This is a genomic window from Streptomyces sp. NPDC087310 (assembly GCF_044744405.1).
Classification (GTDB): domain Bacteria; phylum Actinomycetota; class Actinomycetes; order Streptomycetales; family Streptomycetaceae; genus Streptomyces.
Map to the genome: position 1 here is coordinate 1,343,987 of NZ_JBIUYF010000001.1, position 24,739 is coordinate 1,368,725.

Sequence of the window (24,739 nt, forward strand, 5' to 3'; positions counted from 1 at the left end):
CGTACCGTACGGGCGCGCCGGACGGGCGCCCGTACGGTGGCGGGCGTCAGGCCGTGCGGGCGAGGGCCTCGTTCTGGAGTGCGGCGAGGTCGACGCAGCCGGCCGTCGCGAGGTCCAGGAGGGCGTTCAGTTCCTTGCGGTCGAAGGGTTCGGCCTCCGCCGTGCCCTGGACCTCGACGAAGCGGCCGTCGCCGGTGCAGACGACGTTCATGTCGGTGTCGGCGCGGACGTCCTCCTCGTAACAGAGGTCCAGGAGCGGCGCGCCGTCGACGATGCCGACGCTGACGGCGGCGACGGTGCCGGTGAGCGGGCGCCGGCCGGCCTTGACGATCTTCTTGCCCTGGGCCCAGGTGACGGCGTCGGCGAGGGCGACGTACGCGCCGGTGATGGCGGCGGTGCGGGTGCCGCCGTCGGCCTGGAGGACGTCGCAGTCGAGGACGATGGTGTTCTCGCCGAGCGCCTTGTAGTCGATGACGGCGCGCAGGGAGCGGCCGATGAGGCGGCTGATCTCGTGGGTGCGTCCGCCGATCTTGCCGCGTACGGATTCGCGGTCGCCGCGGGAGTTGGTGGCGCGGGGCAGCATGGAGTATTCGGCGGTGACCCAGCCTTCGCCGCTGCCCTTGCGCCAGCGGGGGACGCCTTCGCTGACGGAGGCGGTGCAGAAGACCCTGGTGTCACCGAAGGAGATGAGGACGGAGCCCTCGGCGTGCTTGCTCCATCCGCGTTCGATGGTGACGGGGCGGAGCTGTTCGGGGGTGCGGCCGTCGATTCGAGACATGGTGATGAGCCTATCGGGACGTGGGAAGGGGCCTGATCCGGCGGTGGTGACCGTGGTCGGATTCAGGCCCCGCTCCTCCGCGTCGCGATTCCGCGTCGCGTTTTCCGCGTTGCGTCTTTCTCGTCGCGTCTTTCTCGTCGCGTTTTCCGCGTCGCGTCTTTTACATCATGTCTTCGATGTCCGCCGCGATGGGGTCGGCGTCCGTGCCGATGACCACCTGGACCGCGGTGCCCATCTTGACGACGCCGTGGGCTCCGGCCGCCTTGAGCGCGATCTCGTCGACGAGGTCGGGGTTGACGACTTCGGTGCGGAGGCGGGTGATGCAGCCCTCGATCTCCTCGATGTTGTCGAGCCCGCCGAGCCCGGCGACGATCTTTTCAGCCTTGGTGGCCATGTCTTTCTCCCTGACGTTCGAACACAGACCGTTTTGTCACCGTAACGCACGGTTGGCGCATCTTCGCGGGCGGGGCGTCACGTCGTACCGAATGATGGCGGGGAGAAGCCTAACTCAACTGGTCTACACCAGTCATGGAGGGATGGGAGAGGAATGGGGGAACGCCGATGAGCGCCGACGGCGCCGCCGTGCCGGGACAGTCGGCGCGGCGGCCGGGACGCTGGTGGAACGGCATGTTCCAGGGGCTCCAGAAGGTCGGCCGGAGCCTGCAGCTCCCGGTGGCCGTGCTGCCCGCCGCCGGTCTGCTGGTCAGCCTGGGCAACCTCTTCTCGGCGTATCTGCACGGCCCGTTCTGGGACAAGACCGCGAAGGTGTTCACCCAGGGCGGTACGGCGATCCTCGACGCGGCGTTCGGGCTGCCGCTGCTCTTCTGCATCGGGGTGGCGATCGGCTTCGCGAAGAAGGCGGACGGGTCGACGGCGCTCGCCGCGGTGGTCGGTTTTCTCGTCTACCACAATGTGCTGACCGCGTTCCCGGTCGGCGGCTCGGTGACGAAGACGGTGCCGGACGGGGTGCCGCAGAACCCGGGGGTGCTCGGGGGCATTCTGATCGGGCTGCTGACGGCGGTGGTCTGGCAGCGGTTCCACCGGACGCGGCTGGTGGACTGGCTGGGGTTCTTCAACGGGCGCCGCCTGGTGCCGATCCTGATGGCGTTCATCTGCGTGGTGCTCGGGGTGGCCTTCGGGCTGCTGTGGCAGCCGGTGGGTGACGCGCTGACGGCGTTCGCGAAGCAGCTCATCGGGCTGGGCGCCTGGGGCGCCGGGATCTTCGGTGTGGCCAACCGGTTGCTCATCCCGATCGGTATGCATCAGTTCCTGAACACGTTCTTCTGGTTCCAGGCGGGTTCGTTCACGAAGCCGGACGGCACGGTGGTCCAGGGCGATCTGACCCGGTTCTTCGCCGGGGATCCGTCGGCGGGGCAGTTCATGTCGGGGTTCTTCCCGATCATGATGTTCGGGCTGCCGGCCGCGGCCCTGGCCATCACGCACTGCGCGCGCCCCGAGCACCGTAAGCGGATCGCGGGGCTGATGCTCTCCGTGGCCCTCACCTCGTTCGTGACGGGGGTGACCGAGCCGCTGGAGTTCTCGTTCATGTTCGCGGCGCCGCTGCTGTACGGGGCGCACGCGCTGCTGACGGGGGCTTCGATGGCGATCACCTGGGCGCTGGGGGTGCACGCGGGGTTCAGCTTCTCGGCCGGGCTGATCGACTACGTGGTGAACTGGCATCTGGACACCAAGCCCTGGCTGATCATCCCGATCGGCCTCTGCTTCGCGGTGGTCTACTACGTGGTCTTCCGGGTCGCGATCACGGTGTTCGACATTCCGACTCCGGGGCGGGAGCCCGAGGAGCTGGAGTCGGAGATCGAGGACCAGAACACCAAGTAACCCAGGTCACATTTTTCGCCGAATTACGGCGGTTCCTTATCCGTTCCTCACCGTGTACAACTGGTCTAAACCATTGAGTGGTGTAGACCACGCGGCCGTGCGCCGCGTTCCCCCTGGAGGAAGTTGATGTCCACGGCCAGCGCCGCCCCCGCGGCGGAGAACAAGCCCGCGGCGGACAAGCCGAAAAAGGGCAGCGGCCTGATGTCCGTGATGCAGCGTATCGGGCGCAGCCTGATGCTGCCCGTCGCGGTCCTGCCCGCCGGGGCGCTGCTCGTACGGCTCGGGAACGCGGACATGCTCGGCCGTGACTCGTTCCCCGCGTTCGTCACGAAGATCGCGGGCTTCATGGCCGCGGGCGGCAACGCGATCCTGGACAACATGCCGCTGCTGTTCGCCGTGGGTATCGCGATCGGCTTCGCGAAGAAGGCGGACGGCTCGACCGCGCTCGCCGCCGTCACCGGCTATCTGGTCTTCAAGAACGTGCTGGCGACCTTCACCGACTCGAACCTGCCCAAGGTGGCGCAGGTGGTGGACGGCAAGATCGTGATGACGGACGCGCCGGTGGACGCGAAGGTCCTCGGCGGTGTGGTGATGGGCGTCGTGGTCGCCCTGCTGTACCAGAAGTTCTACCGGACGAAGCTGCCGGACTGGGCGGGCTTCTTCGGCGGCCGTCGTCTCGTACCGATCCTCTCCGCGTTCGCCGGGCTCGGCATCGGCATCGTCTTCGGCTACATATGGCCGGTTCTGGGTGCCGGGCTGCACAACCTCGGTGAGTGGCTGGTGGGTTCGGGCGCGGTCGGCGCGGGCATCTTCGGTGTCGCCAACCGTGCGCTGATCCCGGTCGGCATGCACCATCTCCTCAACTCGTTCCCGTGGTTCCAGGCCGGTACGTTCGACGGCAAGAGCGGCGACATCAACCGCTTCCTGGCGGGCGACCCGACCGCCGGGCAGTTCATGACCGGCTTCTTCCCGATCATGATGTTCGCCCTGCCCGCGGCCTGTCTGGCCATCACGCACTGCGCGCGCCCCGAGCGCCGCAAGGCCGTCGGCGGCATGATGCTCTCGCTCGCGCTGACCGCGTTCGTGACGGGTGTCACGGAGCCGATCGAGTTCACGTTCATGTTCATCGCGCCGGTGCTGTACGCGGTCCACGCCGTGCTGACCGGGGTGTCCATGGCGCTGACCTGGGCGCTCGGCATGAAGGACGGCTTCGGCTTCTCGGCGGGCGCGGTCGACTACTTCCTCAACCTGGGCATCGCGACCAACCCGTGGGGGCTCGCGCTGGTCGGGCTCTGTTTCGCGGCCCTCTACTACGCGATCTTCCGCTTCGCGATCGTCCGGTTCAACATCCCGACGCCGGGGCGTGAGTCGGACGAGGAGCTCGCCGAACTCCTCAAGGCCGAGGCGAAGTAGGCGCCTCTCCCCCTGGGTTCCGTGGGCCCGGCCGATGTCAGGACCGGCCGGGCCCACGGTCGTACCCGGCGCCCTCGGCGCGCGCGTACGCCGCGTCAGATCTCGTAGACCGCGCCGGGGACGGCCAGCTCGGCCGGGCCCCCGTACACGTCACGCGCGTCGGCCAGGTTGCGGTCCCCGTCGGTCCACGGCGGGACATGGGTGAGGACGAGCCTGCGGGCCTGGGCGCGGGCGGCGTGCGCGCCGGCCTCGCGGCCGTTGAGGTGCAGGCCCACGACGTCCTCCTTGCCGTACGTGAAGGCCGCCTCGCAGAGGAAGAGGTCCGTCCCGCCCGCCAGCTCGACCAGGGGTTCGCAGACGCCGGTGTCGCCGGAGTACGTGAGGGACCTGCCGCCGTGCTCGACGCGGATCGCGAAGGTGTCGACGGGGTGCGCGACCTTCTCCGTACGGACGGAGAACGGGCCGATGTCGAACGAGCCCGAGCCCGGCTTGAGGGTGTGGAAGTCGAAGACCTCGCTCATGGACTTGTCCGTGGGGGTGTCCGCGTACGCCGTGGTGAGGCGCTGTTCGGTGCCCTCGGGGCCGTAGACGGGGATCGGGTCGCACCGTCCGCCGTCGAAGCGGTAGTAGCGCGCGACGAAGTAGGCGCACATGTCGATGCAGTGGTCGGCGTGGAGATGGCTGAGGAAGATGGCGTCGAGGTCGTAGAGACCGATATGGCGCTGCAACTCGCCAAGGGCGCCATTACCCATGTCGAGGAGCAGCCGGAAGCCGTCGGCCTCTACGAGGTAACTGGAGCAGGCCGATCCCGCGGCGGGGAACGAGCCCGAACAGCCGACGACGGTGAGCTTCATGGAGCGGGAACCTCCGTGGCGTGGACGGCGGGGCGACGGGGGTCGTGCGGTTTGTCGAGCGTAAAGCGCGAAACGGCTGGTCGCTCCTCCACAGTGGTCCGTTGTGGGGGAACTCACCCAGGACGTCACTGGTTCGGATGGTCCGTACGGGCGCGGGCCCCGCTCCACGCCACGGGGCCCGCGCCCGTCCTGTGCCCCGTCCGCACTGCCCCCGTCCGGCCGCAGCGGAACGCTACGCCCAGAGCTGGCCGTGCAGCGCCTCGATCGCCTCTTCCGTGGTCGCCGCCGTGTAGACGCCGGTCGACAGGTACTTCCAGCCGCCGTCCGCCACGACGAACACGATGTCGGCGCTCTCCCCCGCCTTGACCGCCTTGCGGCCCACACCGATCGCCGCGTGCAGCGCGGCTCCGGTCGAGACGCCCGCGAAGATGCCCTCCTGCTGGAGGAGTTCGCGGGTACGGGTGACGGCGTCGGCCGAGCCGACGGAGAAGCGGGTGGTGAGGACCGAGGCGTCGTACAGCTCGGGGACGAAGCCCTCGTCGAGGTTGCGCAGCCCGTAGACGAGGTCGTCGTAGCGGGGCTCCGCGGCGACGATCTGGACGCCCTCGACGTGCTCGCGCAGGTAGCGGCCGACGCCCATGAGCGTGCCCGTGGTGCCGAGGCCCGCCACGAAGTGGGTGACGGAGGGCAGGTCGGCGAGGATCTCCGGGCCCGTGGTGGCGTAGTGGGCGCCCGCGTTGTCGGGGTTGCCGTACTGGTAGAGCATCACCCACGAGGGGTTCTCCGCCGCCAGTTCCTTCGCCACCCGTACGGCGGTGTTGGAGCCGCCCGCGGCGGGGGACGGGATGATCTGGGCCCCCCACATGGCGAGCAGGTCGCGCCGTTCCTGCGAGGTGTTCTCCGGCATCACGCAGACGATGCGGTAGCCCTTGAGCTTGGCCGCCATGGCGAGCGAGATGCCGGTGTTGCCGCTGGTGGGCTCCAGGATGGTGCAGCCGGGGGTGAGCCGGCCGTCCTTCTCCGCCTGCTCGACCATGTGGAGCGCGGGCCGGTCCTTGACGGAGCCGGTCGGGTTACGGTCCTCCAGCTTGGCCCAGATCCGTACGTCCGCCGAGGGGGACAGCCGGGGGAGCCGGACCAGGGGGGTGTTGCCGACCGCCGCGAGCGGGGAGTCGTACCGCATCAGACGGCGTGCGTCGCGTCGGGCGCGCCGCCGGCCACGGCCGGGAGGATGGTGACGCTGTCGCCGTCGGCGAGTTTGGTGGCGATGCCGTCCAGGAAGCGGACGTCCTCGTCGTTGAGGTAGACGTTGACGAAGCGGCGGAGCTGGTTGTCCTTGGCGGGGTCGATCAGCCGCTCCCGGATGCCGGTGTGGCGGGTGTCGAGGTCGGCGAAGAGCTCGGAGAGCGTGTTGCCGGTTCCCTCGACCGCCTTGGCGCCGTCGGTGTAGGTGCGGAGGATGGTCGGGATGCGGACCTCGATGGCCATGACATGGGCTCCTGTCGGGAGACTGCGTGACGGGCGCGCGGCTCGGGCCCCCGCGCGAGGGGGTGGTGCTGGGTACGTGCGACGTGCGTGCGGGTACGGAGGACCGCGCTCCGGGCGGGCCGTCGCTCAGCCGGCGGCGCGGCCGGTACAGATGGCACTGGCGAGGCGGCACAGATCGACGTGCAGCCGCGCCACGAGCAGCGGGGTGCTCGGCGTCTTGTCGCTCACGTCGGTGGAAACCATGCGCTCATCGTATCGATTCCCGTTCCGCGTCCCGGCATGCGTTCCCACTGGGTGGACGTTCGGCGTCCACCTGATGGACAAGCGGGGTGGTCGGAGGGCTGGACAGGGCGGTCAGACGATCTCTACGGGCTCTTCCTCGACCGTGCCGTCCACGATGCGGTACGAGCGGAACTGGAAGGGGCCCGCGCCGTCGCTGTCGGCGGTGGAGACCAGGACGTAGTGGGCGCCGGGTTCGTTGGCGTAGGTGATGTCCGTACGGGACGGGTACGCCTCGGTCGCGGTGTGGGAGTGGTAGATGATCACCGGCTCCTCGTCGCGGTCGTCCATCTCGCGGTAGAGCTTGAGCAGGTCGACCGAGTCGAACTCGTAGAAGGTGGGCGAGCGGGCGGCGTTCAGCATGGGGATGAACCGCTCGGCCCGGCCGGTGCCCTCGGGGCCCGCGACGACGCCGCACGCCTCGTCGGGGTGGTCGGCTCGCGCGTGCGCCACGATCCGGTCGTGCAGGTCCTGGGTGATGGTCAGCATGAAGAAAATATAGAGGGACCGCCACGAAGGCCCCCGGATCAGGGGCGTCTGCCGCGATCCGGGGGCCTCGCGACCCGGGTGCGTGACGAAGTCACGCGCGGGAGGTCACGTCACGCGCGGGAGGTCACGTCACGCGCGGGAGGTCACTCGGAGGCCGGGGCGTACTCCGGCTCGTCCGGGGTGCCGGAGGTCTTCGCGCGCTGCGGGGCGCGGTTCTTCACGTACTGCCAGCCGATGGCGAGGAACACCGCCCAGACCGCCCCCACGTAGAGGGAGATCCGCGCGTCGGTGTCGTACGCGATCAGGCAGGTGACCAGGGCGAGGAAGGCGACCGCGACCCAACTGAAGAGTGAGCCGCCGGGTGCCGGGAAGGACGAGGCGGGCAGCCGGCCGGCCTCGACCCCGCGCCGGTAGCGGATGTGGCTGATCAGGATCATCATCCAGGTCCAGATGCCGGCGGCGGTGGCGACCGAGGTCACATAGCCGAACGCCTTCTCGGGGACGATGTAGTTGAGGACCACGCCGATGCCCATGAGGGCGACGGAGACGCTGATGCCGATGGCCGGGGTCTTGCGGGAGTTGAGCCGGCCGAAGGCGCCCGGCGCCTCGCTGTTGGCCGCGAGGTCGCGCAGCATCCGGCCGGTGGAGTACATGCCGGAGTTGCAGGAGGAGAGCGCGGCGGTCAGTACGACGAAGTTGACGATGCCCGCGGCGAGCGGGATGCCCATCGTCTCGAAGGCGTGGACGAAGGGGCTGGTGCCCTCCGAGAACTCGGTCCACTTGACGACCGAGAGGATCACGAGGAGCGCGCCGACGTAGAAGACGATGATGCGCCAGGGCAGCGTGTTGATGGCCTTGGGGAGGGTCTTCTCGGGGTTCTCGGACTCGCCCGCCGTGACGCCGACGAGTTCGACGGCGAGGTAGGCGAACATGACGCCCTGGAGGGTCATCAGGCTGGAGCCGATGCCGTTGGGGAAGACGCCGTGGTGCGCCCAGAGGTTGCTGGCGGTGGCGGTGTCACCGGCGTCGGAGAAGCCGAGGGTGAGGACGCCCAGGCCGATGACGATCATGCCGATGATGGCGGTGACCTTGATCATCGAGAACCAGAACTCGACCTCGCCGAAGATCTTCACCGAGATCAGGTTCACCCCGAAGAGGACCACCAGGAAGACCAGCGCGCTGACCCACTGGGGGATCTGCGGGAACCAGAAGTGGATGTAGATCGCGGCGGCGGTGAGTTCCGCCATGCCGGTGACGACCCACATCAGCCAGTACGTCCAGCCGGTGGCGAAGCCGAAGAAGGGGCCGAGGAACTCACGGGCGTACTCGGCGAAGGAGCCCGAGACGGGCCGGTAGAGGAGCAGCTCGCCCAGGGCCCGCATGATGAAGAAGATCACGACGCCGGCGAGGGCGTACATGAGGATGATGCTGGGACCGGCCTTGGCGATGTTCGCCCCGGCGCCCATGAAGAGGCCGACGCCGATCGCTCCGCCGATGGCGATCATCTGGACCTGGCGGCTGCCGAGTCCGCGCTCGTACCCCTCTTCGTCCGCGCCGTTCCCGGCGGGACCCCTGGCGGGCCCGTCGCCGCCGTACTCCTTGTCGACCTGCGCAGAGGTCATGGTCATGCGCCCTTTCTCCATGCAGATCCGCGGACCGCTCGCGGCCACGGACCAGTTCCTGATCCCCCCGGATATGGATGGAGTGCCACCGGCGTTCGGCCGGTCGAGACACCCCCGGGGACAGGGGTGGCGTCCCCGGGGGGTCCGGCAGATCTATCACGGGAGGACGGGCTCCCGGCGCCCGCGATTGTGGCTCAGCCCACAGGAAAAAGGGGATGAATCGCACCGCGAACCGCAAAGAAGGCCGTGGTGGTGACGGGATCGTTATGTCAATTTGAGCGTCATTTGAGCGTACGGAGGGGACACGGGGTGCGGCGTTCGGGTGACCCCGACATGGCGCGGAGGCGTCACCGGAATCGGGTCGTCCGGACCCCCGGCCGGCCCCCACCGGGAACCCGCCGGGGTCACCGGAACGTCAAGGCATCAGGGTCTCGATGAGCGTCTCCTGGAGCGCGCCGAGCCAGAGGTACGCCATCACCATCGGCTTGCGCGGGTCGGAGTCCGGCAACCGGTACAGCTCGCCGCCCTCGTCCTCGTCGGAGACCTCCAGGCGCGTACCGATCGTCAGCCGCAGATCGTTGAGCGCGCCCAGCCAGTGCGCGCAGTCGTCGGGCGTCAGCTTCAGTACGGCGCCGCCCTCGCCCGTGGCGGTGAGCGCGTCCAGCGTGCGGACGAGCGCCACGCCGTCCTCGCGCTTGCGGTCGCGCAGGTCGTTCTCGGTGAACCGGCGGAACTCCGAGGAGTACTCCTTCAGTTCGTCGCCGTCCTCGCCGGAGGACTCCGGGTCGCCGTACGCGTCCGGGAAGAGCCGGGCCAGCGCCGGGTCGGCGGGCGGCTCGCTGGGGCCCGGGGCGAAGAGCGCGGCGAGCGGGTCCTCGCCCTGCGCGGGTTCGTCGGCGGGGCCGATCAGCTCCAGCAACTGCACGGCCAGCGACCGCAGGATCGAGATCTCGACCTCGTCGAGCGCGACGGCCGCGCCGCCGCCCGGGATCGCCTCGAAGCGCCCGGCCATCAGGTGCGGTCCTGCGAGAGGGTCGCCCAGAGCCCGAATCCGTGCATGGCCTGCACATCGCGCTCCATCTCCTCGCGGCTGCCGCTGGAGACGACCGCGCGGCCCTTGTGGTGGACGTCGAGCATCAGCTTGTGCGCCTTGTCCTTCGAATAGCCGAAATAGGTCTGGAAGACGTACGCCACGTAACTCATGAGGTTGACCGGGTCGTTGTGGACGATCGTCACCCACGGCACGTCCGGCTCAGGGACCGCGAAGGTCTCCTCGGCCGATTCGGGGCGTTCGATCTCAGTCGGAGCAACACTCACGGTTCGGGACGACCTTCTTCTCTGCAGGGGGCGCCGGCATGCCGCGGCCTCACGCGTCCCATGCTGCCACCACGTGAGCGGTGTCGCACAAACGGCCACCGAGAAATCGTCAGAGTGACGAGTATTGCGGGGTAGCATCGTCATATGAACACTGCGGACCTTGGGCTGCCGGTGGACATTCCGTCGACCGCGCTCTTCACCGATCAGTACGAGCTGACGATGCTCCAGGCAGCACTGCGGGCCGGTACGGCCGACCGGCGCTCCGTCTTCGAGGTCTTCACCCGGCGGCTGCCCGAGGGCCGCAGGTACGGGGTGGTGGCGGGCACCGGACGTGTCCTGGACGCCGTGGAGAACTTCCGCTTCGACCCCGACCTGCTCCGCTTCCTGCGCGAGAACGCGATCGTCGACGAGCCGACGCTCTCCTGGCTCGCCTCGTACCGCTTCCGCGGCGACATCTGGGGCTACCCGGAGGGCGAGGTCTACTTCCCCGGCTCCCCGGTGCTGCGGGTCGAGGGCTCCTTCGCTGAGTGCGTCCTGCTGGAGACCGTGATCCTCTCGGTCCTCAACCACGACTCGGCGATCGCCGCGGCGGCCTCCCGGATGGCGACGGCCGCGGGCGGGCGCCGGCTGATCGAGATGGGCGCGCGCCGTACGCACGAGCTGGCCGCGGTGGCCGCCGCGCGCGCCGCGTACGTGGGCGGCTTCGACGCCACCTCCGACCTGGCCGCCGGGTTCCGGTACGGCATCCCCACGGTCGGCACCAGCGCGCACGCCTTCACCCTGCTGCACGACACCGAGCGCGACGCCTTCCGCGCCCAGATCGACTCGCTCGGCCGCGGCACGACGCTGCTGGTCGACACGTACGACGTGGCCGAGGCCGTACGGACCGCCGTGGAGATCGCCGGGCCCGAGCTGGGCGCGGTACGGATCGACTCGGGCGATCTGCTGCTGGTCGCGCACCGGGTGCGGCAGCAGCTCGACGAGCTGGGCGCGGTCAACACCAAGATCGTGGTCACCTCGGACCTGGACGAGTACGCGATCGCCTCGCTGGCGGCGGCGCCCGTGGACGCGTACGGCGTCGGCACCCAGCTCGTCACGGGCAGCGGGCACCCCACCTGCTCCATGGTCTACAAGATCGTCGCGCGGGCCGCTTCGGCGGACCCGAAGGCCCCGCTCCGGCCGGTGGCGAAGAAGTCGCTGGGTGGGAAGACCTCCGTCGGCGGGCGCAAGTGGGCGGCGCGCCGGCCCGACGCGCAGGGGTACGCGGAGGCCGAGGTGCTCGGCACCGGCCCGGTGCCGCCGGAGCTGCTGGACCGGCAGCTCCTGGTGGAGCTGATCAAGGGCGGCGAGATCGTGGCGCGCGAGTCGCTGGACGTGGCGCGGGAGCGGCACGCGGCGGCGCGGGCGGGGCTGCCGATGTCGGCGATGCAGTTGTCGCGGGGAGAGCCGGTGATTCCGACCGAGTACGTGTGAACGGGGTGCGGACGAGCAGGGGAAGAGGGTGAGTGTGATGCGTATGTCCCGTACTGGCGTGCGACCTCTCCCCTATGGCGGCCGGAGTCTCTACGCTCACATTCAGCCGCCCTCCCCCGGCCTCCGCACCGCTTTCCCTACCGCTCCGTCTCCTGTCCGCTCCCCCACTGAAGGACCCCCGCCATGCACCGCGCACTGATCGTCGTCGACGTACAGAACGACTTCTGCGAGGGCGGCAGCCTCGCCGTGGCCGGGGGCGCCGATGTCGCCGCCGCCATCACCGACCTGATAGGCCAGGCGACCGCCGGGTACCGGCACGTGGTCGCCACCCGTGATCACCACATCGACCCGGGCGACCACTTCGCGGTGGCCCCGGCCGAGCCGGACTACGTCACCACCTGGCCGGTGCACTGCGTGGCCGGTACGGAGGGCGTGGGCTTCCACCCGAACTTCGCCCCGGCGGTCGCCTCGGGCGGGATCGGCGCGGTCTTCGACAAGGGCGCGTACTCGGCGGCGTACAGCGGCTTCGAGGGCGCCGACGAGAACGGCGTCGGGCTGGCGGACTGGCTGCGGGAGCGCGAGGTGACCGCGGTCGACGTGGTCGGGATCGCCACGGACCACTGCGTACGGGCGACGGCGCTGGACGCGGTCCGCGCCGGCTTCGTCACGCACGTACTGCTGGACCTGACGGCGGGCGTGGCCGCGGGGACCACGGAGCGGGCCCTGGAGGAGCTGCGGGACGCGGGCGTGGTGCTGACGGGCAAGCCGGTCCTCTGACGTCCGCGAGGGCGCCGGGCGGGCGGGGAGGGCCGGGCGGGCCGGAGGGCTGGGAGCAGGGCTTCCAGGGGCCTCCTGGGCCTCTGCGGGGCTTCCCGAGGGCTTCCCCGGGCTCCCCGGGGACTTCCCAGGGGCTTTCCGTGCGGGCCGGGGGCTTCCCGTGGGGCCGGAGGGTTCCTCGCGTGTCAGTACCCCATCACCGCGGGTCTCAGCAGCGCGCGGATCGGCTGCCAGAGCTGGTCGGCCGTCCCCGTCCCCGGCGCGCCCGGTGTCGTACGCCAGAGCAGGCCGTCCGGGTGGTGCAGTACGGCCGTGACCTCGTCCGGTGTGGGCGGCTCCGCGTTGCCGCGCAGGTAGACCGCCCGGAGCCCCAGGTTCCGCAGCCTGGTCAGGGCGCGGGCCCGGTTCACCGCGTGCACCAGGACGCGTACGGTGCCGTCCTCGGCGGCCGGGCTCGGCAGGGTCAGTGCCACCACCACGGTGCCGTTCGGGAGCTTGCTGAAGCCTCCACTTGCCATGTCTTCATCTCCCCCGTGAGACGTCGTGTCAATAAGAGATCCGTAGGACGCACCTAAACACGAACGGCCGCCGCCCGCTAGGGGGCGACGGCCGATCACGCATTTGACCTGCGGTTACTTCCGGTTACTTGCCGGACTTACCTACCTTGACCGTCATCGTCGAGCCGTCCAGCGGCTGGCTGATGATGCTGATCTTGGTGTTGGTGTCAGGAACCTTGACGCTTCCGCCCTTGTTCTCCTCGCTCCAGTAGGTGCCCTTGCGGTCGTCGAAGACCGGGGCGCCCAGCGACGGGGAGATCCGCGTCAGCTTGTCGGCGCGGTGGAGCGAGAGACCGGTCGTCGGCCACCAACTGAAGGTGGAGTCGTACGACTGGATCCGGTTGCGCATCAGCGTGCCGTCCGACCACTTCAGCGGCTTGGCGTGGGCGTCGATCGGCAGGACCAGGCCCTCGCCCGGGTGCTGGCTGGTGTTGTTGTCCTTCTGCGAGGTGTCCCACAGCCAGATCAGCAGGCCGTTCTGGTACGGGAAGTGCTCGACCTTGCCGTCGTTCGGCGCCGTGAAGCCGAAGTTGTACGGGCCGACCTTGAGGGTCCGGTCGTACGAGACGTACTGGCGGTTCTCGGCGATGTAGTACTGCTCGTAGTCCTGGGTGAAGGACTCGCCGATGCGCGAGAAGCCGTTCGCGGTCCAGCCCGCGTCGTCGCCCTCGGCGTTGTCGGTGAAGACCGGCGCGCCGTCGGCGGTGACGGTGATCGCGTCGGCCGTGAAGCCCTTGCCGGCCACGCCGCCGTCCGTCTGGTAGCGGAAGCGCAGGTCGAACTTCTGGCCCGCGTAGGCGTCCAGCGGGAAGACGAGCTTCTTGTTCGTGCCCGAGACACCGGTCAGCGCCGGCTTGTCGGCGGCGTCGCGCGTCAGGGACTTGCCGTCGGCCGTGCCCTCCAGCGGCGTCCAGTTGGCGCCGCCGTCCGTGGAGACCTCGGTGTAGAGGTAGTCGTAGTCGGCCTCGATGTCCCACCAGCCGGTCAGGTCGAGCGACGCGGCGGACTTGCCGGTCAGATCCACCGAACGGGTGAGGGTGTTCTTGAGGTCGTCACCCATGTCGCTCCACCACTGCTTGGAGCCTTCCGCGGGCTTCACGACCGTCGTCGTCTTCTCCTTCTTGGGGAGTTCGACGACGAGCGCCTGCGGGTTCTTCGTGTTGTACGCGGAGACGCCCAGCTTGTGGGTCGAGTTGGTGGCCGCCTTGGCCTCGGCGTAGTTGAGCCAGCCGAGCTGGAGCTTGTCCCAGGCGGTCATGTCGCCGGGCAGGTCGCCGATCTCGTTCTTGCCGGTGCCCAGCCACGAGCCGGACGACATCAGCGTCCAGAAGGCGGTGGAGTTCTCGCCGCCCGCGGTGTCGTACAGGTCGGGCAGGCCCAGGTCGTGGCCGTACTCGTGGGCGAAGACCCCGAGGCCGCCGTTCTCCGGCTGCATCGTGTAGTCGCCGACCCAGATGCCGGTGTCGCCGACCGGCGCGCCGCCGGCCTTGTTGCCCGCGGGGCCCGTGGAACCGGCGTTGCTGCCGTACGCGTACCAGCGGTGCGCCCACAGGGCGTCCGTGCCCTGGACGCCGCCGCCCGCGGACTCGTCCTCACCGGCGTGGACGATCTGGAAGTGGTCGACGTAGCCGTCGGGCTCGTTGAAGTTGCCGTCGCCGTCGAAGTCGTACCGGTCCCACTGGTCGTACTGGGCGAGGTGGTCCTTGATCTCGGCGTCGGTCTTGCCCTGGGCCTTCTGGCCGGCGGTCCAGGCGGTGAGGCCGTCGCGGACCAGGTCCCAGACGTTGGCGCAGTTGGTGGAGCCGCAGTAGTTGGAACCGTAACGAGCCTCGTTCCACGGGACCTTGACCCAGTCGGAGACCTCGCCGTCGACCGAGTAGCGCCCGGAGGACGTCTTCTCGTAGTACGTCTTCAGGGAGTCCTTCTGCCGGCCCTTGGCGTCCTTGCCGGTGCCGAAGTACAGGTCCTGGAAGTGCTCCTGGCTGTAGTCGGCCTGCCAGGCGGTGGAGTTGTCCACCTTCCGGTCGGGCTCGGCTATCTCGTTGTGCAGCGGGCCGGGGTCGCCGCCGTACCTGACGACGGGCGGCAGGGGGCCGTCGGGACCGTCCGGGTCGTACGTCGTCGTGTTGTCGACGTCGTCGCCGAACTCCACGAGGATGGTGAAGATCTTGTCGGTCTTCTCCCGGCCCAGCTCGACGTACTTCTTGTTGTCGAGCTTGACGACCTGGGAGCCGCCGCGCTTCTCCACCTTGGCGTCGCCGGATATGACCTGCTGGAGCGCGGCCTCGCGCTGCTTGGACTGCTGCTTGCTGAACGGGCCGTCCAGGTCGTGGTCGACCTGCCCCTTCTGAGGCGCCGGGTCACGGCGCTCCGCGCCGGATGGGGCGCTGGAAGCGGAGGCGGGGTGGTCCTGGGCCTGAGCCGTGGTGAAGGCCGAAGCCGTCGCGGCGGTCGCGGCCAACGCCACGATCACTGCGGACACTCTTCTCGCCCGTCGGTTTCTGATCACTTGGTGGTGTTCCTCCCCGGCGCACGCGATCCGCGGACCGGGAGTGGAGGATCCGCGCGCGTCTGCGCGTCATAAGTGACGACATTGGACCCGAGTTGAGAAAGAAAAGACAGACCTTGACTTGAACCCGTCAATTGCATTATGCGGCCTTCCGGTTTCACTATCCGGACGGAGGGAGTGAACCGGCCAACCGATGCATATATTCGGCCTGTTGACAGGGGGGCGTGACTCGATGCGCCCCCCATGCACCGGGCCCGGAGGTCAGGTCACGCTTACCGGCCGTTCCGCTCGGGCATCCACCGTCTTAGAGTCGGTAGGCAGTGCGACCGCCTTGCCACGGCCTGGTCCCACTTGTCCCACTGCACGAGACAGCACCAGACACGCCAGACGCACCGAACATCCCCAGAACCACCGAATCCCCATAACCCCACAGATATTGACGCCCCCGAGGGACGGATTCCGCCATGCCGCGTCCGACTGCCGCACAGCTCGCCTACGGCTCCGCCACCATCGTCTGTTCCACCCTCGCCATGCTCCTGCTCTCCGGTACGAGTACGGGCATCGGCGTCGCGGTGATCGGCGTCGCCGCGCTCGGTCTGGGGCTGTTGGTCGCCATGACCGTGCCGTTGCCCCGCAAGGACCGGGCGGCGCGGGCGGCCACCCCCCGCCACCGGACCGGCGCGGACACCACGGCGCGCGCCACGGTGGCGGCACCGCGTACGCAGGGCTCGGGCGTGGGCGCTGAGGCCCGCCGCTAGCGGTTCAGGACGCCGCCACCGCGTCGCCGCCCGCCACCGCGTCGCCGCTCACTGAGTCGCCGTCACCACGACGGTCCTGGCCGCCTTGTCGTGCAGACCCTGCCGGTACGGCCGGCTGGCCAGGATCGTCACGATGATGATGAGCCACCAGAGACAGAGGCAGCAGAGCAGCGCGGGCACCCAGAGCACCAGGGCGCGCAGCAGCGACGCGTTGGACTCCGGTACGGATCCGTCGTTGAGGCATCGCCACCCGCAGCTTCAGCCAGCGCTTGCCGAGGGTCTGCCCGTACTTCTTCGTCATCAGGGTGTCGTAGCCGACGTACGCGATGATCGAGATGAGCGACCAGACCCACTGGGTGCCGGTGTTCACCTGGTTGGTGACCTCGTCCCAGTTCCCGGTGTTGTTCGACGAGTGGCGCCAGCCGCCGGTGAGCAGCGAGATGACCGCCAGCGGGATGAAGATGATCAGGGCGTCGATGATCCGGGCCGCGAGCCGGGTGGCGAACGGCGCGAGCGGCGGCATCCCGGCGAGCGGATCCGTACCGCCGTAAGGGCCGCCGCCCCCTCCCCCGTAGGGGTCCCGCCCGTAGGGAGAGCCGCCGTACGCGCCGCCGCCCGGGTCGTTCGGGTCGTAGGGCGGCGCCTTGGGCGGGCCGTGCTCGCCGCCGTAGGGAGAGCCGTACGGGGAACCCCCGGAGCCCCCTGAGCCCCCGGGCCCCTGGGGCGGCGGAGGCTCCTGGGGCCCCTGGGGCTCCTGAGGTCCCTGGCCCTGGGGCCCCTGCGGCTTCTTGAGGAAGGGGTCGTCCTCGGGGGGCTGGCCGGGCGGCGGCTGATCATTGCTCATGGGGGCAGTGCACCCCGGGCAGGAAGGGCCCGCAACGGCTGGGACGCCGTTCGGAGGAACGCCCCGCCGCCGCCTCACACCCCGTCAGCAGGGGTGTCGCCGGAAGGTCAGCGCGCCACGAAGGTATGGGCGATCTTGTCGTGCCAGCACTGCCGCCACGGCCGGTCGATCAGGCACCACAGCACATTGCCGAGCCCCACGACGAGCACCCCGAGCACGCTGTAGACCAGCCAGCGGCGCAGCGCGGCACCGAAGGCCGGGGCCTCGTGGGTCTCGATGTCCCGTACGTCGAGCCCGCACAGCTTCTTGCCCAGCGTGCGCCCCCACTTGGCGGTCGGTACGGCCTCGTAGACCACGCCGACGACCAGCAGGGCGACGAGGACGCCGCCGAGGTAGCCGGCCGTGGTGGCGTCGAGCAGCCAGACGGTGACGGTCTGTCCGGTCTGCCTGGCCGCCTCGACCTTGTCGTCGATATGAGCCAGGGCCCGGGTGATGAGCGGTACGGCGATGGCGCCGACGATGGCTCCCAGCACCAGCGTGTCGATCAGCCGGGCCACGACGCGCTTGCCGAGACCGGCGGGGCGTGAGGCGGCCTGGGCGCGCGCGGCCTGGAGGAACGGGTCCTCGACCGGCGGCTTCCAGGGCACCACGGGCTGGTCGGCCTGGTCCGGCTGGGCGAGCCGGTGCACCTGCTGGGCCCAGGAGGTGGCGCCGCCGCCGCTGCCGGAGCTGATGGGCCCCGGGTCGGGCTCGGGTACGGGCGGGGGCGGGGGCGCGTAGGAGTGCGGGACCGGCGGGGACGGCTGGGCCGGTGGCTGCTGGTGCGCCGGCTGACGGGCGGGGAGCTGCGGCTTCGGTCCGGCGTCGAGCGCGCGGATCGCCATCGTCCCCTCGTCCCTGGCGGGGCGCTCCGAGGCGGCGTCCTCGTCCTTCGCGCGCCGGGCGGCGCGCAGGGCGCGGATGGTCATGGTGGAGTCGGCGGGCGGCTTCCCGCCCTCGCGGGGCGCCGGGGCCCGTCCCGGTCCGGCGCCGCCGAGCCGCTGGGGGCGGATCGCGACCGTACCGTCGGGAACCGGCGCGTCGTCCCCGTCGCCGGTGCCGTCCCCGGTCCCGGGGCCGAGGGAGCGTACGCCGGGCAGCGCGCCCCCGGTCGGATCACCGGCCGGGGCGGGCGCGGGCGCGGGGACCCGGGGGTCCTGGCCGGTCGGGCTGGTCGGGCCGGTCGGCCCCGTCCCGCCCCAGGAGACCCGGGCGTCACGCTCGCCGCCGAAGCCGGTCTGGCGGGAGGCGTCGGCCTGCCACGCGGAGGCGGGCTCCTGCCGGGGCCGCTCGGGCGGGTCCTCGTCGAGGAAGACCGGCCCCGTCTCGTCCACGGCGGGCAGCGCGGGCGGCGTGGCGGCGGCGGGCAGCGCGGCCTGCGCGCCCTCGCCCTCCCGGGGCGCGGGCCGCGAGGTGCCGGGCACCCAGGCGGCACCGTTCCAGTACCGGACATATCCAGGAATGGAAGGGTCCGGGTAGAAGCCTTCCCGGGGTACGTTCCCACCGTCACCAGGAGGAGTAGCCACTGACCCCAACTCCGTTCGCTCACACCATGATTGACCTGAAAGGGCCGCCCGGCGCCGGAACGGCGACCGGATTCGTACTCCCGCTTGTCCAGGAAGACATTAACGAAGAACTCGGGGCCCGGAAGATGGCGCCCGGCAGAAAGAACCCCGTTCGGCCGCCAGGTCGGCGGCGCTGCTGCGAAGCGTAAAGCTGCGGGGTGGGATCTGTTCGCGGACCTGCACCAATTCAGCACACGAGTTCGATGCGAAACGGGTCCCCACGGGCCGGAAGCAGGGGAAAGCACCCCGCGCAAGAGCCCATCACCCGGACGGACCGGCAAACGCCCCAGAAGCTGACGCCCCGCCCCGGTTGCCGCCCGGTGACAGCCGGCCGTGAGCACGTGCGTGCGCTACGAGGGCGCGTGCCGCCGTCGGTCCTCTTCCGCGCGAGCCACCTCGGCGTCGTACTGGCAGGCTTCGAAGTGACATTCCGGCGGCGGCACCTCCAGGTGGGGCACCTGCCAGTCCGACCACCACACGATGTCCCCGATCCGCTGTACGGCCACGGACAGAAAGCCGCAGCAGCCGCCGGTGCACTCGGGCTCCCCCAACTCCAATCGGCGCCTCTCGCCGACGGCGCGCAGGGGGCTGGGGCGGCCGACGGGCAGCATCTCGGACACGTACGGCCCACGGCCCCCTTCGCCGACCGCGCCTGCCACCACGTCCTCACCGTTGACCCGGAATCGCAGGTGGGCCGCGAACCGGGGCCCCGGCGGCAGCACACGTATCTCCAGGTGATCGAACACCGGGCCACCCTATGGTGAACGGGGGTGAGAGGTTCCCTCACTCAAAGTCATCGCCGAAAGTCGCGTCATGAACCACGAGGTACTGCCTCTCTCCTGGTAAGGCCCCGCCGCTGGGCCCCCTGCCAGGAAAGGAAGTGCCCGCCATGCACTCTGTGGTCGAACGCGAGCTGGAACTGAATCTGGTGCTGTCGCCCGAGCGCAGCATCCCCGTGCCGGCTCGGCTGACGTACCGTACGGACGATCCGTATGCCGTGCACATCACCTTCCACGTCGGCTCGGACGCGCCCGTGAACTGGACCTTCGCCCGGGAGTTGCTGGTGGAGGGGGTCTTCAGGCCGTGCGGGCACGGGGATGTCAGGATCTGGCCGACCAAGGTCTGCGGGCGGCAGGTGCTGTGTGTGGCGCTGTCCTCACCCGACGGGGACGCCCTGCTCGAAGGGCCGTCGGGGGCGCTGTCGGCGTGGGTGGAGCGGACGCTGCGGATCGTGCCGCCGGGGACGGAGGCCGAGCGGCTCGGTCTGGACGACGCGCTGGCCGCGCTGCTGACTCCGGTGGCGACCGACGAGCTGTGGCTGCGGGACCCGTGGCCGTCGGACGAGTCCGTGGACGGCGAGGCGTGACGCCGGAGGGCGCGGGTCAGACGTTCAGTTCGCGGGTCTCCTCCACGAAGTCGCGGACGGTCGCCGCGTTCCGTACGGGGAGGTCGCACCGCCCGGTGCCCGTGCGGACCCGCAGCCGGGACGGGCCGAAGGTCGTCGTCTCCGCCAGCTCCGGCCACTCGATCACGGTCGGCGCGGCGGCGCCGCCGCTGTGCAGGGTGACGCCCTCGTCGGTGACCTCCAGGTCACCGAGGCGGACGCTGCCCTCCGTGTCCAGGGTCGCGCGCAGCCGTTCGAGCAGCCGGGGGCGGATGCCCGCCTCCAGCGCCTCGGCCAGCTTGTTCTGCCGTACGACATGGGCCAGGACGACCGGCTGCTCGCGGCCGGCCGGCCAGATCGCGGTGACGGGGGCCCGTTCCGTGGTCCGGAAGCCGCCGGGGGCGAGGCCGATGTCGCTCTCGCCCAGGTCGTGGCCGGTGGAGTCGATCTCCTGCCAGGCGTACGTGACCGGCTGGGACCGCGGGTGCCCCAGCAGCACGCCGCCCTCGTACACGACGGCCATCCGCACGCCCTCGGCGGGCGGTATGCGGCGCAGGCCGGCGAAGCCCGCGTAGACGAGGCCGGCCACCACCGGCACGTACAGGAAGGGGGACTTGAGGGTGAGGTAGGCGATCACGCCGGCCATGGCCGCCGGGACGAGGAGGATCTCCATCCAGCGCAGCCCGCGGTGGACCCGGTGCACGGAGCGCCGGTCGCCCAGGCCCCGTCTGCCCGCGGTCGTGTCGTACTCGGTCAGCTTGCTCACACGTACCTCACCCGTACCGCCGCACCCTCGGCCTCAGAAGAGCTTGCCCGGGTTGAGCAAGCCCAGCGGGTCGAAAGTCTGCTTGATACCGCGCTGCAACTCCAACCCCACCGGTCCCAGTTCTCGCGACAGCCACTCCTTCTTCAGGGTGCCCACGCCGTGCTCACCGGTGATGGTGCCGCCCAGCTCCAGGCCGAGCCCCATGATCTCGTCGAAGGACGCGCGGGCCCGCCGGGACTCGTCCGGGTCGGCCTGGTCGAAGCAGACGACGGGGTGGGTGTTGCCGTCGCCCGCGTGCGCGCAGACGCCGATGGTCAGGTCGTACTTCTCCGCGACGGCGGCCGTGCCGTCGATCATCGCGGCGAGCCGCGAGCGCGGTACGCACACGTCGTCGATCATCGTGGCCGACCGGACCGCCTCCAGCGCGGGGAGCGCGAGGCGGCGGGCCTGGAGCAGCAGTTCCGACTCGGCGGCGTCCTCGGCGGGGACCACCTCCGTGGCACCGGCCGCCGCGCACAGCTCGCCGACCGCGGCGAGGTCGGCGGCGGGGTCCGGCGTGTCGAAGGCGGCGAGCAGCAGCGCCTCGGTGGACTCGGGGAGGCCCATGTTGGCCAGCGCGTTGACGGCGCGGACGGTCGTACGGTCCATGATCTCCAGCAGCGACGGGGTGTGCCCGCTCTCCATGATCCGGCAGACGGCGTCGCACGCGGCGGCGGCCGAGCCGAACTCGGCGGCCAGGGCGAGCTGCTGGGGCGGCTCCGGTTTGAGCGCGAGGACGGCCTTGACGACGATGCCGAGGCTGCCCTCGGAGCCGACGAAGAGACGGGTCAGGTCGTACCCGGCGACGCCCTTGGCGGTGCGGCGTCCCGTGGTGAGGAGCCGGCCGTCGGCGAGGACGACGTCGAGGCCGAGGACGTACTCCGCGGTCACGCCGTACTTGACGCAGCACAGCCCGCCGGACGCGGTGCCGATGTTCCCGCCGATGGTGCACATCTCCCAGCTCGACGGGTCGGGCGGGTAGGCGAGGCCCAGCTCGGCGACGGCGCGGGAGAGCGTGGCGTTGATGACGCCGGGCTCGACGACGGCGATCCGGTCGACGGCGTTGATCTCCAGGATCCGGTCCATTTTGGTCAGGGAGAGGACGATGCACCCGTCCGAGGCATTGGCGGCGCCCGACAGCCCCGTACGGGCTCCTTGCGGGACGACGGGGACGCGGAGCGCGGTGGCCGTGCGCATGACGTGCTGGACCTGTTCGACGGTGCGCGGCAGCACGACGACGGCGGGCGTTCCGGCCGGGCAGAAGCTGGCCATGTCGTGGGCGTAGGAGATCGTGATGTCGGGATCGGTGATCAGGGCGTCGGCGGGGAGGCCGGTCCGGAGCCGTACGAGGAGATCGTCCATGATCCCAGGCTCGCACCCGGGGCCATCGGTGTGAACCCGTGGGCGATCCACAACTCAAGACAGTGTGTGCTCTTCATATTGACGCACAGTAATCATCATGAACGCCATGAAGACGGAGCAGGTCAGACAGGTCAGAAGGGCGGCGCTGGCAGCCGGGGTCGGCGCCGCGCTGGTCGGGGGCGTCCTGCTGTTCGTACCGGACCGCGAAGGGGCGGGCGCACCGACCCCGGAGGAGCGGGCGCTCGCGGCGGTGAGCGCGGGCGCGCCCGCGTCGCTGCCGGATCTCGACGCGCTCATCCTGGACCGCGAGAAGTGGCTGCGGACGCATCCGGAGGACAGCACGGCATGGGCGGTGCTGGGCGCGGCATACGTGGAACGCGGCGAGCGGCGCGGGGACTCGGCGTACTACTCGAAGGCCGACGAGGCGCTCCGGCGCTCGCTGAAAGGGCCGCCGGTGGGAGCGGCCGGCCCCGAGGACCACGGGGCCCGCGCCGCCGACGATCCGGACGGCGACGGTACGGACGGCGGCGACGGCGACGGTGCGGACGGCGGGGACGACGGGGACGACGGCAAGCAGGGCGGGCTGAACGCGCCCGCCCGCACCCGCGCCCTGGCCGGGCTCGCCTCGCTCGCCAACGCCCGCCACGACTTCACCACCGCCAAGAAGTGGGGCGAGACGCTCCGCGCCCGCCGGCCCGGGGCGTGGACGGCGTATCCGGTGCTGATCGACGCGTACACCGGTCTGGGCGACTACCCGGCGGCGGGCAAGGCGCTCGACAAGCTGAAGGAGCTGCGCCCCGGCAGCCCCGCCGTACTGGAGCGCGCGGTGTCCGTCTACCGCGACCGGGGCTGGCGCGAGGACGCGGAGGCGAAGGCCAACGAGGCCACGGCGCACGCCGACTCCCCCACCGCGAAGGCGGAGGCGCTGTACACGCTGGGCGAGCTGGCCTGGGAGCGCGGCGAGCCGACCGAGGCGATGGGCCACTACGACGCGGCGCTCGCGACGGTGCGCGACCACCCCGCCTCGCTGGCCGGCCGGGCGCGCGCACTGGCCGCGCTGAGCAGGACGGACGAGGCGTACCGCGACTACCAGGCGGCGCTGGCGAAGCTGCCGCGCCCGGAGTACGCGCTGGAACTGGGCGAGCTGTACGACGCCAACGGCCTGGACGGCGACGCCCGCACCCAGTACGCGACGCTGCGCGCGCGGGCGGCGCGGGCGCAGGGGCACGGCGTGAACGAGGAGCTGGTCCTCGCCCGCTTCGAGACCGACCACGGCGACCCGGCGGCGGCCGTGGCGCGGCTGCGCTCCGAGTGGGCGCGGCACCACAGGAGCATGGAGGTCGCGGACGCGCTCGGCTGGGCGCTGTACCGGGCGGGCCACGGCAAGGAGGCGCTGAAGTACGCGAAGAAGGCGACGGAGCAGGGCCGGCGGAGCGCGCTGTTCCTGTACCACCGGGGCGAGATCGAACGCTCCCTGGACATGTACGGCCCGGCCCGCCGCCATGTCGGGGACGCGCTGCGGATCAACCCGTACTTCTCACCCCTGCTGGCGCCGCGCGCGCTGACCGCGCTGGAGTCGCTCGGGGAGCCGGCGGAGGGCGGCCCGCGCGATGTCGAGGGGGCGGGGTCGACGCCGCAGCCTGCGGAGATGGTCCGGCCGACGAAGCCTCCGACGAGCGCCACGCCTTCGGGAACACCGAGCGGGAGCCCGGCCGCGCCGTCGAAGCCGGTGGCCGCGCCGTCGCCTTCCTGAGGGAGGGGTTCACGTACGCCCGGCCGCACCCACACCCACTGCGGGATGCGGCCGGACCGTGCGACCGACGATGGGTGAAGAAGCACCTTCTGCGCGTCGTACAGCGGTCCAACCCACCTGCCAACAGCGCAGGTTGGAAGTGGCTCGATATCTGAGCACAGATTGACTTTGAAACGCCTGTGACGTGAGCAGACCTGTGGGCAAACATGACCGTCGCCGGACAGCCCTGCCCGGCATTCCTTGAACCACCGTTCTTCAAGGGGTTGATCACGTGTCCCGCCTCACGAACGTCATCAAGGGAAGTGTTCGCAGCCGCGCCGTACTGGCCGGCATCGCGTCCGTCCTGGCCGTGGGAGCCACCGGTGTCACCGCCGGCCCCGCCGCCGCGGACGGAGCCTCGGTCCAGTACGTCCACTACGGGGACGGCACGTACTACAACACCGGACTCGGCGCCTGCGGGTGGACGAACAACGACAGCCAGCTCGTAGTGGCTGTCTCGCAGCAGTGGTACGGCACCGCTCCCAACCCCAACAACTCGGCCGCGTGCGGCAAGCAACTGAGAGTCCGCGGCCCGCTCGGCGTGGTGTACGTGACGATCGTCGACAAGTGCATGGGCTGCGCCACGGACGACCTGGATCTCAGCCCCGCCGCTTTCCGCAAGATAGCGAACATCAACGACGGCCGGGTATCCATCCGTTGGGTCTGGGCGTAGTCACCTCGCACGGCTGACGGCAGTACGCGTACACCGTCGCCGTCCGCGTCGGCGACCAGGTCCAAGGCCGGGATCTGGCCGCCGTCCGGGGCGACATACCGGTCCCGGGCCCGGGTGGTCCA

24 protein-coding genes and 1 pseudogene are annotated in these 24,739 nt (G+C 70.5%); 8 read left to right on the forward strand and 17 right to left on the reverse strand.

Annotated features, from left to right (window positions below):
- Window positions 1–46: 46 nt before the first annotated feature.
- Entirely contained in the window at window positions 47–778 is a 732-nt protein-coding gene (gene rph / locus ACIO3P_RS05500) for a ribonuclease PH (protein ID WP_329826873.1), read from the reverse strand.
- 160 nt (window positions 779–938) lie between these two features.
- Window positions 939–1,199, reverse strand: coding sequence for a PTS glucose/sucrose transporter subunit IIB (locus tag ACIO3P_RS05505; RefSeq protein ID WP_329827407.1), 261 nt, complete (start codon window positions 1,197–1,199; stop codon window positions 939–941).
- Between the two features lie 140 nt (window positions 1,200–1,339).
- On the opposite strand from ACIO3P_RS05505, the gene ACIO3P_RS05510 reads away from it, so the two are divergent.
- On the forward strand, window positions 1,340–2,617 hold the full coding sequence (locus tag ACIO3P_RS05510) for a PTS transporter subunit EIIC (protein ID WP_329826871.1): 1,278 nt from the start codon (window positions 1,340–1,342) through the stop codon (window positions 2,615–2,617).
- Between the two features lie 126 nt (window positions 2,618–2,743).
- Complete coding sequence (locus ACIO3P_RS05515) at window positions 2,744–4,030, forward strand: PTS transporter subunit EIIC (RefSeq protein ID WP_401794460.1); 1,287 nt, start codon at window positions 2,744–2,746, stop codon at window positions 4,028–4,030.
- 95 nt (window positions 4,031–4,125) lie between these two features.
- Here ACIO3P_RS05515 and ACIO3P_RS05520 read toward each other — a convergent pair whose 3' ends face one another.
- From ACIO3P_RS05520 to clpS, 8 genes are all read right to left on the reverse strand, one after another.
- On the reverse strand, window positions 4,126–4,884 hold the full coding sequence (locus ACIO3P_RS05520) for an MBL fold metallo-hydrolase (RefSeq protein ID WP_329826869.1): 759 nt from the start codon (window positions 4,882–4,884) through the stop codon (window positions 4,126–4,128).
- 232 nt (window positions 4,885–5,116) lie between these two features.
- Window positions 5,117–6,067 (reverse strand): cysteine synthase, encoded by a 951-nt coding sequence (locus ACIO3P_RS05525; RefSeq protein ID WP_329826868.1) that lies wholly within the window; start codon window positions 6,065–6,067, stop codon window positions 5,117–5,119.
- Entirely contained in the window at window positions 6,067–6,372 is a 306-nt protein-coding gene (locus ACIO3P_RS05530; RefSeq protein WP_329826867.1) for a MoaD/ThiS family protein, read from the reverse strand. Before ACIO3P_RS05530 ends, ACIO3P_RS05525 begins: the two co-directional genes overlap by 1 nt.
- 126 nt (window positions 6,373–6,498) lie before the next feature.
- Entirely contained in the window at window positions 6,499–6,615 is a 117-nt protein-coding gene (locus ACIO3P_RS05535) for a putative leader peptide (protein ID WP_329826866.1), read from the reverse strand.
- Between the two features lie 111 nt (window positions 6,616–6,726).
- The gene (locus ACIO3P_RS05540) at window positions 6,727–7,140 is read right to left on the reverse strand and encodes a M67 family metallopeptidase (protein WP_329826865.1); all 414 of its coding nucleotides are present in this window, start codon (window positions 7,138–7,140) and stop codon (window positions 6,727–6,729) included.
- Window positions 7,141–7,283: 143 nt separating this feature from the next.
- Window positions 7,284–8,762, reverse strand: coding sequence for an amino acid permease (locus ACIO3P_RS05545; RefSeq protein WP_401794682.1), 1,479 nt, complete (start codon window positions 8,760–8,762; stop codon window positions 7,284–7,286).
- Window positions 8,763–9,177: 415 nt separating this feature from the next.
- A complete protein-coding gene (locus ACIO3P_RS05550; RefSeq protein WP_329826864.1) occupies window positions 9,178–9,774 on the reverse strand; it encodes a DUF2017 domain-containing protein in 597 nt (198 codons plus the stop codon).
- Window positions 9,774–10,079 carry an ATP-dependent Clp protease adapter ClpS gene (gene clpS, locus ACIO3P_RS05555; RefSeq protein WP_329826863.1) on the reverse strand — a complete coding sequence of 102 codons (306 nt, stop codon included), beginning with the start codon at window positions 10,077–10,079 and terminating at the stop codon, window positions 9,774–9,776. The genes ACIO3P_RS05550 and clpS overlap by 1 nt, the downstream gene beginning before the upstream one ends.
- Window positions 10,080–10,223: 144 nt before the next feature.
- On the opposite strand from clpS, the gene ACIO3P_RS05560 reads away from it, so the two are divergent.
- Entirely contained in the window at window positions 10,224–11,552 is a 1,329-nt protein-coding gene (locus ACIO3P_RS05560; protein WP_329826861.1) for a nicotinate phosphoribosyltransferase, read from the forward strand.
- Between the two features lie 183 nt (window positions 11,553–11,735).
- A complete protein-coding gene (locus tag ACIO3P_RS05565) occupies window positions 11,736–12,329 on the forward strand; it encodes an isochorismatase family protein (protein WP_329826860.1) in 594 nt (197 codons plus the stop codon).
- Between the two features lie 185 nt (window positions 12,330–12,514).
- On the opposite strand, the gene ACIO3P_RS05570 is transcribed toward ACIO3P_RS05565, so the two are convergent.
- Window positions 12,515–12,847 (reverse strand): hypothetical protein, encoded by a 333-nt coding sequence (locus ACIO3P_RS05570; RefSeq protein WP_329826858.1) that lies wholly within the window; start codon window positions 12,845–12,847, stop codon window positions 12,515–12,517.
- 124 nt (window positions 12,848–12,971) lie between these two features.
- On the reverse strand, window positions 12,972–15,395 hold the full coding sequence (locus tag ACIO3P_RS05575; RefSeq protein ID WP_401855171.1) for an immune inhibitor A domain-containing protein: 2,424 nt from the start codon (window positions 15,393–15,395) through the stop codon (window positions 12,972–12,974).
- 464 nt (window positions 15,396–15,859) lie between these two features.
- Here ACIO3P_RS05575 and ACIO3P_RS05580 point away from each other — a divergent pair, with 464 nt between their 5' ends.
- Window positions 15,860–16,153, forward strand: coding sequence for a hypothetical protein (locus ACIO3P_RS05580; RefSeq protein WP_329826855.1), 294 nt, complete (start codon window positions 15,860–15,862; stop codon window positions 16,151–16,153).
- Between the two features lie 48 nt (window positions 16,154–16,201).
- Here the strand turns inward: ACIO3P_RS05580 and ACIO3P_RS05585 are convergent.
- The 3 genes and pseudogenes from ACIO3P_RS05585 to ACIO3P_RS05595 all read right to left on the reverse strand — a co-directional run bounded on the left by ACIO3P_RS05585 (window position 16,202) and on the right by ACIO3P_RS05595 (window position 19,347).
- A pseudogene (locus tag ACIO3P_RS05585) lies at window positions 16,202–16,997 on the reverse strand (RDD family protein).
- Between the two features lie 107 nt (window positions 16,998–17,104).
- A complete protein-coding gene (locus ACIO3P_RS05590; RefSeq protein WP_401855173.1) occupies window positions 17,105–18,562 on the reverse strand; it encodes an RDD family protein in 1,458 nt (485 codons plus the stop codon).
- A gap of 389 nt (window positions 18,563–18,951) precedes the next feature.
- Window positions 18,952–19,347 (reverse strand): hypothetical protein, encoded by a 396-nt coding sequence (locus ACIO3P_RS05595; protein WP_401855175.1) that lies wholly within the window; start codon window positions 19,345–19,347, stop codon window positions 18,952–18,954.
- 143 nt (window positions 19,348–19,490) lie between these two features.
- On the opposite strand from ACIO3P_RS05595, the gene ACIO3P_RS05600 reads away from it, so the two are divergent.
- Entirely contained in the window at window positions 19,491–19,967 is a 477-nt protein-coding gene (locus ACIO3P_RS05600) for an SsgA family sporulation/cell division regulator (RefSeq protein WP_329826850.1), read from the forward strand.
- Between the two features lie 16 nt (window positions 19,968–19,983).
- Here the strand turns inward: ACIO3P_RS05600 and ACIO3P_RS05605 are convergent, their stop codons facing one another.
- Window positions 19,984–20,751, reverse strand: a complete 768-nt coding sequence (locus ACIO3P_RS05605; protein ID WP_401794483.1) for a hypothetical protein — start codon at window positions 20,749–20,751, stop codon at window positions 19,984–19,986.
- Between the two features lie 33 nt (window positions 20,752–20,784).
- Window positions 20,785–22,152 (reverse strand): FAD-binding oxidoreductase, encoded by a 1,368-nt coding sequence (locus tag ACIO3P_RS05610; protein WP_401855176.1) that lies wholly within the window; start codon window positions 22,150–22,152, stop codon window positions 20,785–20,787.
- Between the two features lie 97 nt (window positions 22,153–22,249).
- On the opposite strand from ACIO3P_RS05610, the gene ACIO3P_RS05615 reads away from it, so the two are divergent.
- Window positions 22,250–23,905: a tetratricopeptide repeat protein gene (locus ACIO3P_RS05615; protein ID WP_401855179.1), complete on the forward strand. Its 1,656-nt coding sequence runs from the start codon at window positions 22,250–22,252 to the stop codon at window positions 23,903–23,905.
- A gap of 271 nt (window positions 23,906–24,176) precedes the next feature.
- Complete coding sequence (locus tag ACIO3P_RS05620; protein ID WP_401855181.1) at window positions 24,177–24,617, forward strand: RlpA-like double-psi beta-barrel domain-containing protein; 441 nt, start codon at window positions 24,177–24,179, stop codon at window positions 24,615–24,617.
- Window positions 24,618–24,739: the final 122 nt, after the last annotated feature.